Origin of the sequence: Streptomyces sp. NPDC050564, assembly GCF_044457265.1 — a bacterium.
Classification (GTDB): domain Bacteria; phylum Actinomycetota; class Actinomycetes; order Streptomycetales; family Streptomycetaceae; genus Streptomyces.
Genome location: NZ_JBITGS010000025.1, coordinates 1 through 13,452 on the forward strand (window position 1 = coordinate 1; position 13,452 = coordinate 13,452).

The following is a 13,452-nucleotide window of genomic DNA, read 5'->3' on the forward strand; positions in this document are numbered from 1 at the left end:
TGTGTTTTGGGGCTCACGATCAATATTTTGTTTTTTCGGTGTGTGGGGGGGGGGGGGGGGGGGGGGGGGGCGGCCCCCCCCCCCCGGGCGGGGGGGGGGGGGGGCCGCCCCCCCCCCCCCGCCCGGTTCTACGTCAGCCGCCGGTCAGGGACGGGATGGATGTGCGGTCACACCTCGTTGGAGCGCGCAAATGATGCTCCGGTCTTCGTCCATGGTGATCCGGTACTCCGCACCAGTGTCGGTGTGCTCGACGCCGTCGCCGCCCCAGCCCGCGAACTGGAAGCCGGCAGCGGGATGGGCGATGACGGACACCTGTGTAGGGGGGCGTAGGCGCCGAATTCGCTGACCGTGCCGGTGCCGCCACCCTCCGGGGCCACGGAAATATTGAGTATGTGCCGGTTGGTCGCCTTCGAGGCGCGGTATTCGGACACGATGGAGTGGCGAGCTTCGCAGTGCCGGCGTTGTTCTTCGCGTCGCCGGCGTTGTTCTTCGCGTCGCCTAGGGCCTGACCCCCGACCGAACTTCAACGGGCCCACCACGGTCGGGCGGCACGCCTCTCAGCGTTCCGCCGGATGCGGACGCGTTCTCTATGAATTCGCAGGCAGGTTCTCGGTTTTCGGCGCCCCGTGGCACGCATCCACGCATCCTCCATGACCTACGAAAGACAGGCATGCCCTCCGTCACTTCTTCCGTCCTGCCGACCCACGCCCCGCCCGCGGACCACCCCCGCGGCAGGCGGGCCAACCCCTGGCTCACCCTGATTGCCGTCGCTTTCGGCCTCTTCATGGTCGGCCTCGACGGCTCGGTCGTCTCCATCGCCAACCCCGAGATCGGCCGGGACCTGCACGCGTCCACCGCCGACCTCCAGTGGGTGACCAACGCCTACCTGCTGGCCCTGGCCGTCGCCCTGATCCTCGGCGGCAAGCTCGGCGACCGGTTCGGGCGCCGTACCTTCTACCTGATCGGCGTCACCGGGTTCACCATCGCGTCCGTCGCCATCGGACTGTCCGGATCCATCGCGGCCGTCATCACTTTCCGAGCGCTGCAGGGTTTCTTCGGCGCCCTGCTGATGCCCAACACCCTCGGCATGCTGCGCGCCGTCTTCCCACCGAAGAAGTTCGGCATGGCGGTGGGCATCTGGGCCATGGTCTCCTCGGTCTCCACCGCCCTCGGCCCCATCGTCGGCGGCCTGCTCGTGCAGCACGTCGACTGGGAGTCCGTCTTCTACATCAACGCCCCCGTCGGCGTCATCGCGCTCGTCTTCAGCATCGCCGTCCTCCCGCAGAGGAAGAACACGGCCGCCGCGGACGAGAAGTTCGACATCGTCGGAGTCGTCCTGCTCGCCCTCGGCCTGCTCGCCCTCGTGTTCGGCGTAGTCAAGGGCGAGACCTGGGGCTGGACTTCGGGCGGCACCCTGGGCGCCATCGCGGCCGGCATCGCTGTCCTGCTGCTCTTCGGCTTCTACGAGACCCGGGTCGCGGCCCCCCTGCTGCCCATGCGTCTCTTCCGCAGCCCGGCACTGATCATAGGTACCGTCATCACCGCGCTGAACTTCTTCGTGCTGCTCGGCGTGATCTTCTTCGTGATGCTCTACCTCCAGAACGTACGCGGCTTCACCCCCGTGGAGGCGGGCGTGCGCACCCTGCCGCTGAGTCTGGCGTCCGTCGTGGCATCCCCGCTGGGCGCGGCGCTCACCGACCGGTTCGGACCGCGGCTCACCATGCCGCTGGGCATGGTGCTCCAGGCGGTCGCCTGCTTCGTGATGCTCGGCTGGAGCGCGGACTCCTCCTACACCGTGATGTGGCCGCCGTTCATCGCGCTCGGTCTCGGTGTCGGCATGGTGATGTCGTCCTCCTCCGACGCCATCGTCGGCAACGCACCGGTCAAGGACGGCGGCGTGGCAGGCGGCCTGCAGGCGACCGCCCTGCAGATCGGCGGCGCGCTCGGCACCTCCGTGCTCGTGTCACTCATCAGCAGCCGCGTCGGCTCCACCCTCACCGGCGAACTGACCTCCGCCGGCGTGCCCGCGACCGCGGCGAAGGGCCTGACCGAGGGGAAGGATGCGGTCGCCATGGGTGTCGCTCCGGTCTCCGGCGACATGCCCGCCCGGCTCAAGACCGCCGTCGCCGAGGGAAGCCACCAGGCGTTCATGAACGGCGTGCACACCTCCGTGCTGGTCGCCGGTGCGCTGTGCCTCGTCGGCGCCCTGCTGGCCGTGGTCGGCGTGCGGCGCGCCTCCGAGGCAGCCCGTCACTGAGGGACGGCGGGCCTGCGCGCCCGGCCGAAGGGTGCGCGTGGTCCTTGGGTGGCGCCACTTCCTGAGGATCGTCAAGGACGAGGCCGGCGACCGGCTGCTGCTCACGCACCACGCCGGCTGGAGCACCCTGGAACAGAACATGGAAGCCGTCCGGGGGGGGGCCGAGGAGGCCGGCGCCGAGCTGATACTGCTGTCGTACCCGCCGAACTTCCACCCGGAGTCCGAGCAGGAGATCTATGACTACACCAAGGCCGTCTGCGACGCGACGAACCTCGCGGTGATGCTCTTTCTCCGCGACCGGTGACCACGAGTGCTACGGCCCGATGATCCCGCGCGCCTTCCAGCTCCTGCGGGAGGGCAAGGACGACGATGCCGCCGACATCCACTGGCAGCTTCATCCCGCCCGTAAGGTCAAGTCGGGTCTCGCCGCCGCCCTGCACGGCGGTGCGTTCATCAACCGGCAGGCGTGGAAGTTCCAGGACCGGCTCCAGGGCTACAACGGCGGCCCACTCCGTCAGCCCACGCAGCGGATCCACGACGCCCAGATGAACGCCCTGCGCAAGGGTCTGATCGACGCCGGACTCGAACCGAGCATGGATCCGTTCCGCGAGTTCTTCATCGGCCGCAATCCGGCCTGAGGCTCCGGCGGTCCCGGCGGCGGGTGACGGCTCGTCCGCCGGTGGTGCCGAAGGAAGCGGTGCTCGGTCTTTTCGGCCGTGCGTCCGCGGCCCTGACGTGTCGTGGACGGGAAGCCCGCCGGGCGTACACGCTAGGCCGACCGGGCGCTGCGCCCCAGCGTGGCACGTTCAGGCGAGTGGCGGGTCCAAGGTTGCGCGGGTGGGGCCGTCGGGGCGGACGGTGATGCCGTACACCGCCTTCGCGGGGGTGGAGTGGAAGGCCAGGGTGTGGACCGGCAGCAGGTGTTCGAGCAGGACGGTCGATTCGCGGAGCGCGAACTGCAGACCGAGGCAGGCACGGGGACCGATGCCGAAGGGGAAATAGGCGCCCGGGTGGGCAGGTCGGCCGTCCGGGGCGATGAAGCGCCGGGGGTCGAAGTGCTCCGGGTCCGGCCACAGTTCGGGATCGCGGTGGGTGAGGTACGGGCAGACCAGGATGTCGGTGCCCGCCTCGACGGCATAGCCGGCGAGGTTGTCGTCCCCGGCGGCGTGGCGGGGCAGGATCCAGGCGGACGGGTAGAGCCGGAGCGTCTCGTGGACCAGGGCCTGGATGGCCTGGCGACGTTGCGGTGAGCCCTCGCAGCCGGCGGCGAGAGCGTGTCCGCGGGCGGCGGGGTACTGGTCGAGGAGCAGGTAGAGCCAGGTCAGGGTGGTGGCGGTGGTCTCGTGCCCGGCCACGAGCAGCGTGACCAGTTCGTCGCGGATCAGCCGGTCGGTGTACTCGGGGCGCTCGGTGGCGGCGTCGATCAGGACGTGCAGCAGGCCCGGGCCGTCGGGGCCGGCCGCCCCGCTGCGGGCGGCGTCGATGGCGCGCCGGGCGACCGCGTCGATCCGGGCGAGATCGGCGGCGACGGCGTCCTGCGCGTCGGTGACGTCAGCGGGCAGAGTCGGAAGGGCAGTCGCCACGGCGGCCACGGCGGCCAGTTCGCGCTCGGTCCCGTCATCGAGGGGGTGCCCGGTGAGAGAGCGCCAGATGGCGTCCAGGGCGAAGCGGCGCATCTCCTGCCCGACATCGATGCTCTGCCCGGTACGGGCGTACTCGCGCCAGCGCCCTGCGGTGGTCCGGGCAGCCTCGGTGATCCGCCGTTCGTAGCGGCGCATCCCCGTGCCGGTGAACTGGGACTGCAACAAGCGGCGTTGCCGCTTCCAGGCCGCACCGGTGGCGGCGAGGACGCCGTCGCCGATCAGCACACGGGCGCGGTGGGAGCGCTTGACGTACCGCTCCGGGTGCCGGGCGAGTACGTGCTGGACGGCCTGTGGGTCGGTGACGAGAACGGTGGGGGCCGGCCCGAGGCGGAACGCGGCGATGCCGCCGAGCCGTTCGTGCACCTGGGACAGCAGCTCGACCAGTTCGCCTCGCGCCGAACGCCAGCTCTCCACGAGTCCAGGCTCGGCTTCGGGGACCGGCCGGCCCGTTCCGGGAACGTACGGAAGGGAGCCGGGACTGGCTTCGATGTCCATGTGCCTCTCCTGGTCAACCGCTGGGCTCGGCCGTGGCGGAGCATCGGCAACACGGACTGTACGGGAGAAGGAACACCCAGTGGCAGGCCACCTGGGCGCGACCACAAAGGCCTCCGAACGAGAACCACCGAGACGCTACGTTCCAGACGGCTGCTTGTGGCGCCGGTGAGGGCGGTTGTCCCGGTCAGCTGGTCAGTGACCTCCTTGGTGACGGACCTCCTCGGTGACAGCGTGCATGATCCTGCACTCGAAGGTCACTGGCACCCCGGCGGGCACGGATCCCGCCCCTTCTCTCCCCTGATCCGTGTACGGCGGGTCGCGATGTCGCCGGCGGGCGGAGACAGTCTCCGGTGTGTCTTCGCCCGCACACGTTCATCATCCCGGCCCCACTCGGTAACCGCTCAGCCCACAACCTGATGCACCATGATTCAAACCGGTTCGGGTTGCGGTTCCGGCTGCCACACTGGTGCGGCCTTCGGTTCCCACAGTTTGGTGGTCCGTATATAGCCGTGGATCACTGAGGCCATCGCCAGAATGATGAGTGGTCCAAACACCCATGGATGTCTGGCCATTTCCATCGACAGATAGCGATATGACGCCAAGAGCGCAGCGAAGACCGTTGCCCCGTAAGCGACCAGCTGAATTCCTGACCGATCCCAGCCACGTTCGAGCGAGCGCAGAGCTGCCTCGATCGTGAGCGTGAACACCACGCCGGCAACGATATCCGCGCCGTAGTGGTAGCCGAAGCCCAGCGTTGCGCCGAGCGTGGCAATCAGCCAGAACGCGCCTGCGAATTGCAGAATCCGTGGGCCTCTGCGGGAATGAATGAAGATCGCGGTAGCCCACGCTGTGTGCAGGCTGGGCATGCAGTTGCGTGGGGTGATCTCGTCGAATGGCATGTGGTGCGGGGTATTGATCGGCGGCGGTGCGTCCGGCCACAGATTGGCCACCGCCCAGTGCCCGCCGCCGGTGCCGAAGGCGCCGGTGCCGTAGGCGAAGACCGGCCCGACGACCGGGAAGATCATGTAGATGGCCGGCCCGAGGAGGCCGATCACCAGAAAGGTGCGCACCAGATGATGGCGCGGGAAGCGGCGCTCGACCGCCACGTTACGCAACTGGTAGAGCGTGACGATGACCGCGGCCACCGCAAGCTGAATGTAGACGTAGTCGAGAACATGGGCGCCGATCGGACCGGTGGCCCTGACAAAACGGCCTACCAGCCACGACGGGTTGCCCAGCGCGTGATCGGCGGTTGCCACGTACTGGTCGAGCACCGCCGGGCGGGTCTTCGACGTGATGAGTAGCCAGGTATCGCCAGTTTTGCGGCCGGTCACCAGCAACAGGGCCAGTCCGACGCCTTTCAGCAGCAGGACGCGTTCCCGGCCGGTGCGGCGCGTGACAGCGATGACCGCACAGCCCAAAATCACCCACAAGGCGCCGTTGCCGAACATCATCTTGGCGTCGACCGCCCACCGCACGAGCCAGAAGGCGACATCGATGCCGATCGCGGCGCCGGCCGCGATGAACCGTTGCCGCCAGGGGAGCACCACCATCATCAACGCCATACTGGCGTACAACAGTGGCCCCGATTTGGGGGCGAATATCACCTCTCGCGCCTGGTTGGTGATCGGCCCCGGCAGGCCGTAGCGACGAGCGGCGATCTCCAGCGTGATGAGGAATCCGAGGGCCACCACACCCGCCGTGGCCCCCAGGATCGCCCGCGGCTGACGCCACGCGGTGAATCTAATTCTGCAGTTAATTCGCGAAAATACCCGCGATGCTATGGATATCAATTGTTTGGCCGATTTGCTACATATTGGTCAAATAGGTTACTCATAGTATTAGATGGCATGGTTTTCCGGTGAAGGGCGGGTGATTAGTGCGATCATGCTATCGGAGCAATGCGGGCGGGTCTCGGGTCTTGCTGGTCACGGGTGGGTGCGAAGGTCAGTGGATCCTGCGCTCGATGGTCCAGCGTCTCGGGGATGACCAGGAAACTCTCGCCCGGCGAGCAACCAGGTCAGGGGCTTGGTCCACGGAGCGGCAGCGGCCCGGATGATGTCCTCCTTGCACACGAACGGGGCGGCGTACGCCGACGCGTGTCGGTGTGCGCCGCCCTCGGGTGGGACGAGTTGCGGGAGGTGGCCCGCGTTGTCATGGCGGTTATTTCGGGTCGTGGTTGAACTTCGAGGTCGACCAGAGGTAGCCGAGCACCGCGAGGCCCAGGCACCAGACGACGGCGAGCCATCCGTTATGGCCGATCTCGGTGCCGAGCAGCAGGCCGCGCAGGGTCTCGATGGCGGGCGTGAAGGGCTGGTATTCGGCGATCGGCTGGAACCAGCCCGGCATCGAGTGGAGGGGGACGAAGGCGCTGGAGAGGAGCGGCAGCAGGATCAGGGGCATTGCGTTGTTGCTGGCGGCCTCGGCATTCGGGCTGACCAGGCCCATGCCGACCGCGATCCAGGTGAGCGCCATGGCGAAGAGCACGAGCAGTCCGAACGCCAGGATCCACTCCAGGACGGTGGCGTCGGTGGAGCGGAAGCCGATGGCCACGGCGACGGCGCCGACGAGGACCACGCTCACGATCGACTGCACCACGCTGCCGATGACGTGTCCGACGAGCACCGAAGCACGGTGGATCGCCATCGTGCGGAAGCGGGCGATGATGCCCTCGGTCATGTCGTTGGAGACGGAGACCGCGGTGCCGATCGTGGTGCTGCCGATGGTCATCAGCAGGAGGCCCGGGACGATATAGGCGATGTACTGGGAGCGGTCCGGAGCTCCGCCGCCGATGCCCGCGCTCATGGTGTCGCCGAAGATGTAGACGAAGAGCAGCAGCAGCATGATCGGGGTGAGCAGCAGGTTCAGGGTGAGGGAGGGGTAGCGCCGGGCGTGCAGCAGGTTGCGGCGCAGCATCGTGGACGAGTCGCGCACGGCGAGGGAGATCCGGGTCGGGCGGGCGGGAGCCAGGGGGGAGCTCATCGGACAGCCTCCTTGGGCTGGTTGGGGATGCCGGCGTCGCCGGTCAGGGCGAAGAAGACGTCGTCGAGGTCGGGGGTGTGCACGGTCAGCTCGTCGGCCTCGATGCCGATCGAGTCCAGCCAGTCGAGGATCGAGCGCAGCTCGCGCTGGCTGCCGTCGCTGGGGATCTGCAGCGCCAGCGCCTCGTCGATGGGGGTCCCCCCGCTCGAGCGAAGCCGAGAGTGGGGGAGGGTCATCTCGCGCAGCGCGGAGGCGGCGCTCTGGTAGGCGGCCGGGTCGGTGAAGCGGAGCCGGACGTGTCCGCCGGGGATGAGCCGCTTGAGCTCGTCGGCGGTGCCCTGGGCGGCGATCTTGCCGTCGTGGAGCACGGCGATGCGGTCGGCGAGCTCGTCGGCCTCCTCCAGGTACTGGGTGGTGAGGAAGACGGTGACGCCGCCCGTGACGAGTTCGCGGATGATCTGCCACATGTTGTGGCGGGCGCGCGGGTCGAGGCCGGTGGTCGGTTCGTCGAGGAAGATGATGCGCGGGTTGCCGACCAGGGTCATGGCGATGTCGAGGCGGCGCTTCATGCCGCCGGAGTAGGTGGAGGCGGGCTTCTTCGCGGCCTCGGTGAGATCGAACCGCTCCAGCAGCTCGGCGGCGACCTGCCGTCCCTCGCGCTTGGACAGGTGGTGCAGGTCCGCCATGAGGAGCATGTTCTCCTCACCGGTGATCAACCCGTCGACGGCGGAGAACTGACCGGTGACGCCGATCGCGGCACGCACGGCCTGCGGGTCGGTGGCGAGGTCGTGGCCGCCGACGCGGATCCGGCCACTGGCGGGGTCTGCGCTGATCAGGGTGGAGAGGATCTGCACGGCGGTGGTCTTGCCGGCGCCGTTCGGGCCGAGGAGGGAGAAGATCGTTCCTTCCGGGACGGCCAGGTCGACGCCGTCGAGGACGGTCTTGTCGCCGTAGGACTTGCGCAGCCCGTTCGCCGCGATGGCCAAGTTGGTCATGAGGGTGCTCCTTCAGAGGCTGCGGGCGGCGATGTCGCCGTGGGCGGTGGTCGCGCGGATGTTCAGGTCGGCGGCTCCGTCGGTGTTCTTGAGCGCGTTGTGAATCCGGCCGTATCCGGTGCCGGCGTCCAGTGATGCGGACACTCCGTGGGCGGCACCGACCGACACCTCGCCCCTCTGGGTGGTCAGCACGACCGTGCCGCGCACCGCCTCGGCGATCCGGATGTCGCCCTTTTGAGTGCTGATCTCCGCGGGGCCGCCCAGTCGGCCGACCGAGACGTCGCCGGCGAGGAGGGTGAGGCGGGCGCTCGCGGCCTCGTCGAGCTTGACCAAGCCCTGCGCGCCCTCGAAGGCGACGTCGCCGAGGCGTCCGACACCCCGGATCTCGGCGCTGGCCGCCTTCGCCTCGATGCGAGAGCCGGCGGGCAGCCGGACCGTCACCTCGATGGATCCGGAGGGGCCGAGGTACTGGTTCTTCGCCGCCGGGGCCTCGATCCGCAGGACGCCGTCGCCGTAGACGACCGTGGTCTGCTCCGCCGCCTTCACGTCACGGCCCTTGGAGGCGTCCGCGGGCAGGACCTCGACCGTGGTGTCGGCCCGGTCGGCGGCGATGAACCGGACGCGCCCCGCGGGGATGTCCAGGACGATGGTCATCGGGGCCGGGGTGTCGAACTTCTGCATCATGCGCTCCTGTGCTCGTCGCTGTTTCCGATGACGGAAAAGCTACGTTGCATTCACAGTTCTAGCAACAGGCTCGTTGCGCACAATCATCATCAATGCAGGTAGACGTAAGAATTTGTTGCAACGACCCTGAAAGTAATGCAACGACAGCCGTCCGTTCGTTGCAATCAATTGGAAGTGAACGCTATGGTGGAGCCACCAATGAGCACGAAGGAGACCGCCGATGCCCGGAGGCAGACTCACCCAGCAGGAACGTCAGCAGATCGCGCTGGGACTGGCCGACGGCCTCGCCTACGCGGAGATCGCCAGACGCCTCGACCGCCCGACCTCGACGATCACGCGCGAGGTGATGCGCAACGGCGGTCCCACTGCCTACCGCGCCGACCTGGCCCACCGCGCCACCGAGCGCCGCGCCCACCGCCGTCGGCAGGCCCCAACCCGAGGGGAGCAGGCGCCCCCGCAGGCCCACGGACGCGACGCCGAGGCCGTACGCGAGTACGAGGAGACGTTCACCACCGTCCTCATGCAAGCGGGCACACCCAAGATGATGGCCCGGGTGCTGACCTGCCTCTACACCAGCGACGCCGGCAGCCTCACCGCGGCTGAACTCGTCCAGCGCCTCCAGGTCAGCCCGGCGTCCATCTCCAAAGCGATCGCGTTCCTCGAAAGCCAGGGCCTTGTGCGCCGGGAACGCGACGAACGCCGCCGCGAGCGCTACGTCGCCGACGACGACGTCTGGTACCAGTCCATGATCGCCAGCGCCCGCGGCACCATTCAGGTCGCCGAGACCGCACGACAGGGCGTCAACATCCTCGGCCGCGACACCCCGGCCGCCACCCGCCTCGAGAACATCGCCCGCTTCCTCGACTTCGTCTCAGAGAGCATCACCCGCGCCGCGGACCAGGCCCGCGAAGTCCTCCACACGAAACCCGAAACGCCCTCCGACAGCACTACCTGAACCACGTTCAGATCACTGACAGACAGCCGTCTCGATGGTCACAGCCATGGGACGAAACCAGCTGTGAATCGCACCGGGTCCGATGGAGGCTCCGGACTGTCCGCTCGTCAGCTCACTCCATGTGAATGACGGCTGGGGCCACTTCACCTACAAGGCGTGGCGCCGGGGCCGGACTTGAATGGGAGTCGTCAGCCGCGCCGGAGATCCGCGACTCGGATCCACTCCAGCGTTGGGAGTTTGGCGAGGACACACGAGCAGCCGGCCCGAATTGGCCGCCAAAGCCGGCGTTGGCAGCACCTTCCCCCTCGCAGTCGCCCGGCGGGCGCCACCTTGCCACTTGTCGCGGTCGTCGAGGGCGCGCCGTGCAGGCTGCCTCAGCCGCGCGCGGCGACGTACAGGGTCTGGGTGCTTCGACCGAGCGGGCCCTTCTCGTCGTGCAGGGCGGACTCGGCGAGTCCGATGCCCGCACCGTCCACCATCGACCGGGCGTCCAAGCAGACCCACTCGCCCTCGGGGTGGCGGTGCAGGCCGACGGTGAGGTCGGCGTTGATGAAGACGTAATGGTGGAAATCCAGCTCGGCACTGACACCGTTGCCCGAGTCGGCAGCCGTCAGCACCCGGCTCAGCGGCGTGATCTCCTCGCCCGCGACCAAGGGGACCCTCATGCGCATCCACGCCGTGGCCGGACCGGACTCGAGGAACGAACCGGCGGCGAAGCGCACGTCCATGGCGGTGTGGTAGCCCTGGTCCCACGGAACCGGGAAAAACGCTTTCGACGGCGCGTCCCCGGGCCCGGGAACCTGCCGCCCGGGCGACACCTCCGGTACCGAGTCCGGCGCCGTCTTCATCAGCAAGGCCGTCGCCCGCATCACTTCATCGCCGCCGTCGGGCGTCAGCCCGACCTCCACGAGCTCGACGCTGCGTCCGGCGCGCAGCACGCGCGTGGTCACGGTCAGCGGCCGTATCGGGACAGGCCGCATGATCTCGTAGCTGAGCCGGGCGACCCGCATCTCCGCGCGTCCACCCGGCCGTTGCTCCACGGCCAGCCCGAGCAACGCCGCCGGCGGACCGGCGTGCTGGGAGTCGGCGTCCCAGGGCCCGCGGGTGTAGGCGGTAGGGAGGAACCGATCGGGGGCCTCCCGCTCGTAGAAGGCCTCGGCTTGCGACGTCGGCATAACTGGCCTTCCCTGTCGCTCGGACTGTCCCATACAAAGATACTAAGCGCTTGCTCACGTCGGGCGTCACGGGGATCGGTGAAGTCGGCGAACTCCTCGTGTCTTCAGGAACTTGGCCACGTACGGGCAGACGGGCACGATCCGCTTCCCGGAGTCACGCACGTCGGTGAGCGCCTCCTGGACCAGCTGGGAGGCCAGGCCCTGCCCGGCGAAGGCGTCGTCGACCTCGGTATGACAGAAGACGCGCTGCTCCCCGAGGTCGCGGTAGGCGGTCAGTCCGGCGCGCTTCCCGTCGACATGGATTCATAGCGGTTCTTGGCGTCCACCCGCTCTACGGTCTCGGAGCGGTGTGAGGCCGGCTCATCGGCGCCTTTCAGAAGGAGGTCGGTGACGCGTCGGACGGGTCAGTGGCGCGGTGGATTCCTGCGTGGCGTGATGACGGCGTTCGGCAGTGCTGGGGCGGCAAGGCGGTCACCCGGATACCCTTCGACAGCGCCGAAGCGATCGGAAGAGTTCTGCCAATCCTCCCGGGCCTGCGCAATGTCTTCGTGACTGCGCCCGACGAAGTTCCACCACATGACGATTTCCTCCTCGAACGGGGCTCCGCCGAGCAGGACCGTCCGTGCGATGTCGTCCGACCCGTTCGTCAGCGTCAGGACGTCGCTGCCCGGGTGGACGTAGCCCAACTCCGCGGGGCCGACCAGGGTGTCGCCCAGATGTACATGGCCCTGGTCGACCAGGAGGCCGTGCTCAAAACCGGGGTCCACGGCGAGCGTGACGGCGGCGCGCGGCTGGAGGAGGATCTCGGCGCCGATCAGGGGGGTGAAGGTTCGCACCGGGGAGACGTCGCCGGCCAGGGAACCCAGGAAGACCCTGATCTCGGCCCCCTCGATCCGCACGGCCTCGGGTGCGTAGTGCTGGAAGTCCCTCTCGGCATCGCGGTGCTCCTCCGGCAGCGCCACCCACAGCTGGACACCGTGCAGGATGGTGGTCCGCGGGGTGGACGCCTCGGAGTGGCAAATGCCGAACCCGCCCGTCATGAGGTTCAGTTCGCCTGGCCGAATGTAGGCATGGCTGCCCAGGCTGTCACGGTGCTCGATCTCCCCGCTGAACAGCCAGCTCACCGTCTGCAGCCCGGTGTGCGGATGCGGGGCGACATCCATGCCGCCCGTCAGCGACACGTCGTCGGGGCCGTAGTGATCAGCGAAGCACCAAGCGCCGATCAGGGTACGTGCGCGCTGCGGCAGTGTTCGCCGCACGGTCATCGCCCGGGGGCCTCCGAGGGGCACATCACGTGCAGCCAGTACGTCGACCCGTGACGCCTCGGTCGGCCGCTCGCCGTCGACCGCCGCGCCGCATCGCAGTTCCATGGCTCTGGTTTCGACATTGCTCACCGAGGATCGCCTCCCAGCCCGAAATTTGTTCTATATTCAACCATCATGCCGGATGGTAGGCAGTGGCACCAGCAGGTCCACAGCACACGACAAGGGGCTGCACAGGCCCCGGAGGAGTCCGAGGTTGAGCACCCAAGCGACCGGATCCGCGGCCCAGCGGATCTTCATCGACAAGCAGAGCCCCGCCGCCTACGACGCTCTGGTGCAGACCTCGGAGGCGGTCCGCGCGGTCGCCTTGGAGGCGGGGCTCGCCCCGGCGCTCGTGGAACTGGTCAACCTGCGCGTGTCGCAGATCAACGGCTGCGCCTACTGCCTCAACGTACACACCAAGGCGGCCGTGCGGGCGGGCGAGACCACGCAGCGGCTCGGTGTGCTGGCAGCCTGGCGGGACACCGAACTCTTCACCGCCGACGAGCGCGCTGCGCTCGCGCTCGCGGAGGCGACCACTGATCCCGGTGACGCAGCACTGCAGGAGACCGCGTACGACGCGGCCCGCGAGGTGCTTACCGATGACCAGATCTCGGCAGTGATCTGGGTGGCGGTCACCATGAACGCGTTCAACCGGGTCTCGGTCATGAGCAAGCATCCGGTAAGGCCGCAGTCGCCGGTCCCCGTGGCCATCTCCGGAGGAGATGACTGACATCCGGAACATCATCAACTCAGGCGAAGTGCCGGATGCGTGCGCCCGCCGCGGGCGCGTACGGCAGCCAGTCGTGCACCGATCTGGTCGTGACGAACTCGGCGACCGCGCCCGCGAAGAGGTGCCCCAGGGCGCGCTGGGCGTCTTGGGGCTTGCCCAGCATCGGGCTGTCCGGGTAGGCGTCGAAGGTGTTGAAGAGGAAGGGCAGTTCGCCGCAGTGGGTGGCGCCCAA

At 68.4% G+C, this 13,452-nt stretch carries 15 protein-coding genes; 5 read left to right on the forward strand and 10 right to left on the reverse strand.

Going from position 1 to position 13,452, the window contains the following annotated elements:
• Window positions 1-144: 144 nt before the first annotated feature.
• A complete protein-coding gene (locus ACIBK0_RS33360; RefSeq protein ID WP_399088102.1) occupies window positions 145-312 on the reverse strand; it encodes a hypothetical protein in 168 nt (55 codons plus the stop codon).
• 358 nt (window positions 313-670) lie between these two features.
• Between ACIBK0_RS33360 and ACIBK0_RS33365 the strand changes: the two genes are divergently transcribed.
• From ACIBK0_RS33365 to ACIBK0_RS33375, 3 genes are read left to right on the forward strand one after another with little or no spacing between them, the layout of a single operon-like run.
• The gene (locus ACIBK0_RS33365) at window positions 671-2,257 is read left to right on the forward strand and encodes an MFS transporter (RefSeq protein WP_399088104.1); all 1,587 of its coding nucleotides are present in this window, start codon (window positions 671-673) and stop codon (window positions 2,255-2,257) included.
• Window positions 2,258-2,294: 37 nt separating this feature from the next.
• Entirely contained in the window at window positions 2,295-2,561 is a 267-nt protein-coding gene (locus tag ACIBK0_RS33370) for a hypothetical protein (RefSeq protein WP_399088106.1), read from the forward strand.
• Between the two features lie 19 nt (window positions 2,562-2,580).
• Entirely contained in the window at window positions 2,581-2,895 is a 315-nt protein-coding gene (locus ACIBK0_RS33375) for a hypothetical protein (RefSeq protein WP_399088108.1), read from the forward strand.
• Between the two features lie 168 nt (window positions 2,896-3,063).
• On the opposite strand, the gene ACIBK0_RS33380 is transcribed toward ACIBK0_RS33375, so the two are convergent.
• The 5 genes from ACIBK0_RS33380 to ACIBK0_RS33400 form a co-directional block, all read right to left on the reverse strand.
• Window positions 3,064-4,395 (reverse strand): cytochrome P450, encoded by a 1,332-nt coding sequence (locus ACIBK0_RS33380; protein WP_399088111.1) that lies wholly within the window; start codon window positions 4,393-4,395, stop codon window positions 3,064-3,066.
• Window positions 4,396-4,823: 428 nt separating this feature from the next.
• Window positions 4,824-6,143 (reverse strand): phosphatase PAP2 family protein, encoded by a 1,320-nt coding sequence (locus ACIBK0_RS33385; protein WP_399088368.1) that lies wholly within the window; start codon window positions 6,141-6,143, stop codon window positions 4,824-4,826.
• 415 nt (window positions 6,144-6,558) lie between these two features.
• Entirely contained in the window at window positions 6,559-7,377 is an 819-nt protein-coding gene (locus tag ACIBK0_RS33390) for an ABC transporter permease (protein ID WP_399088113.1), read from the reverse strand.
• Complete coding sequence (locus ACIBK0_RS33395) at window positions 7,374-8,372, reverse strand: ATP-binding cassette domain-containing protein (RefSeq protein ID WP_399088115.1); 999 nt, start codon at window positions 8,370-8,372, stop codon at window positions 7,374-7,376. The genes ACIBK0_RS33390 and ACIBK0_RS33395 overlap by 4 nt, the downstream gene beginning before the upstream one ends.
• 12 nt (window positions 8,373-8,384) lie before the next feature.
• On the reverse strand, window positions 8,385-9,053 hold the full coding sequence (locus ACIBK0_RS33400) for a DUF4097 family beta strand repeat-containing protein (RefSeq protein WP_399088370.1): 669 nt from the start codon (window positions 9,051-9,053) through the stop codon (window positions 8,385-8,387).
• Window positions 9,054-9,276: 223 nt separating this feature from the next.
• Between ACIBK0_RS33400 and ACIBK0_RS33405 the strand changes: the two genes are divergently transcribed.
• On the forward strand, window positions 9,277-10,011 hold the full coding sequence (locus ACIBK0_RS33405) for a helix-turn-helix domain-containing protein (protein ID WP_399088117.1): 735 nt from the start codon (window positions 9,277-9,279) through the stop codon (window positions 10,009-10,011).
• A 374-nt stretch (window positions 10,012-10,385) separates the two neighbouring features.
• Here the strand turns inward: ACIBK0_RS33405 and ACIBK0_RS33410 are convergent, their stop codons facing one another.
• The 3 genes from ACIBK0_RS33410 to ACIBK0_RS33420 form a co-directional block, all read right to left on the reverse strand.
• A complete protein-coding gene (locus tag ACIBK0_RS33410) occupies window positions 10,386-11,186 on the reverse strand; it encodes a thioesterase family protein (protein ID WP_399088119.1) in 801 nt (266 codons plus the stop codon).
• A 66-nt stretch (window positions 11,187-11,252) separates the two neighbouring features.
• Window positions 11,253-11,489 carry a GNAT family N-acetyltransferase gene (locus ACIBK0_RS33415; protein WP_399088372.1) on the reverse strand — a complete coding sequence of 79 codons (237 nt, stop codon included), beginning with the start codon at window positions 11,487-11,489 and terminating at the stop codon, window positions 11,253-11,255.
• 101 nt (window positions 11,490-11,590) lie between these two features.
• Window positions 11,591-12,580 carry a pirin family protein gene (locus ACIBK0_RS33420; RefSeq protein WP_399088121.1) on the reverse strand — a complete coding sequence of 330 codons (990 nt, stop codon included), beginning with the start codon at window positions 12,578-12,580 and terminating at the stop codon, window positions 11,591-11,593.
• Between the two features lie 124 nt (window positions 12,581-12,704).
• On the opposite strand from ACIBK0_RS33420, the gene ACIBK0_RS33425 reads away from it, so the two are divergent.
• Window positions 12,705-13,220, forward strand: coding sequence for a carboxymuconolactone decarboxylase family protein (locus tag ACIBK0_RS33425; protein WP_399088123.1), 516 nt, complete (start codon window positions 12,705-12,707; stop codon window positions 13,218-13,220).
• Window positions 13,221-13,239: 19 nt separating this feature from the next.
• Here ACIBK0_RS33425 and ACIBK0_RS33430 read toward each other — a convergent pair whose 3' ends face one another.
• Window positions 13,240-13,452 carry a hypothetical protein gene (locus tag ACIBK0_RS33430; RefSeq protein ID WP_399088125.1) on the reverse strand — a complete coding sequence of 71 codons (213 nt, stop codon included), beginning with the start codon at window positions 13,450-13,452 and terminating at the stop codon, window positions 13,240-13,242.

What these genes read in the sequence shown, in the direction of transcription:
- ACIBK0_RS33365 (WP_399088104.1), top strand. Translation starts at nt 671, where the DNA reads ATGCCCTCCGTCACTTCTTCCGTCCTGCCGACCCACGCCCCGCCCGCG.
- ACIBK0_RS33375 (WP_399088108.1), top strand. Translation starts at nt 2,581, where the DNA reads ATGATCCCGCGCGCCTTCCAGCTCCTGCGGGAGGGCAAGGACGACGAT.
- ACIBK0_RS33380 (WP_399088111.1), bottom strand. Translation starts at nt 4,395, where the DNA reads ATGGACATCGAAGCCAGTCCCGGCTCCCTTCCGTACGTTCCCGGAACG.
- ACIBK0_RS33390 (WP_399088113.1), bottom strand. Translation starts at nt 7,377, where the DNA reads ATGAGCTCCCCCCTGGCTCCCGCCCGCCCGACCCGGATCTCCCTCGCC.
- ACIBK0_RS33395 (WP_399088115.1), bottom strand. Translation starts at nt 8,372, where the DNA reads ATGACCAACTTGGCCATCGCGGCGAACGGGCTGCGCAAGTCCTACGGC.
- ACIBK0_RS33400 (WP_399088370.1), bottom strand. Translation starts at nt 9,053, where the DNA reads ATGCAGAAGTTCGACACCCCGGCCCCGATGACCATCGTCCTGGACATC.
- ACIBK0_RS33405 (WP_399088117.1), top strand. Translation starts at nt 9,277, where the DNA reads ATGCCCGGAGGCAGACTCACCCAGCAGGAACGTCAGCAGATCGCGCTG.
- ACIBK0_RS33410 (WP_399088119.1), bottom strand. Translation starts at nt 11,186, where the DNA reads ATGCCGACGTCGCAAGCCGAGGCCTTCTACGAGCGGGAGGCCCCCGAT.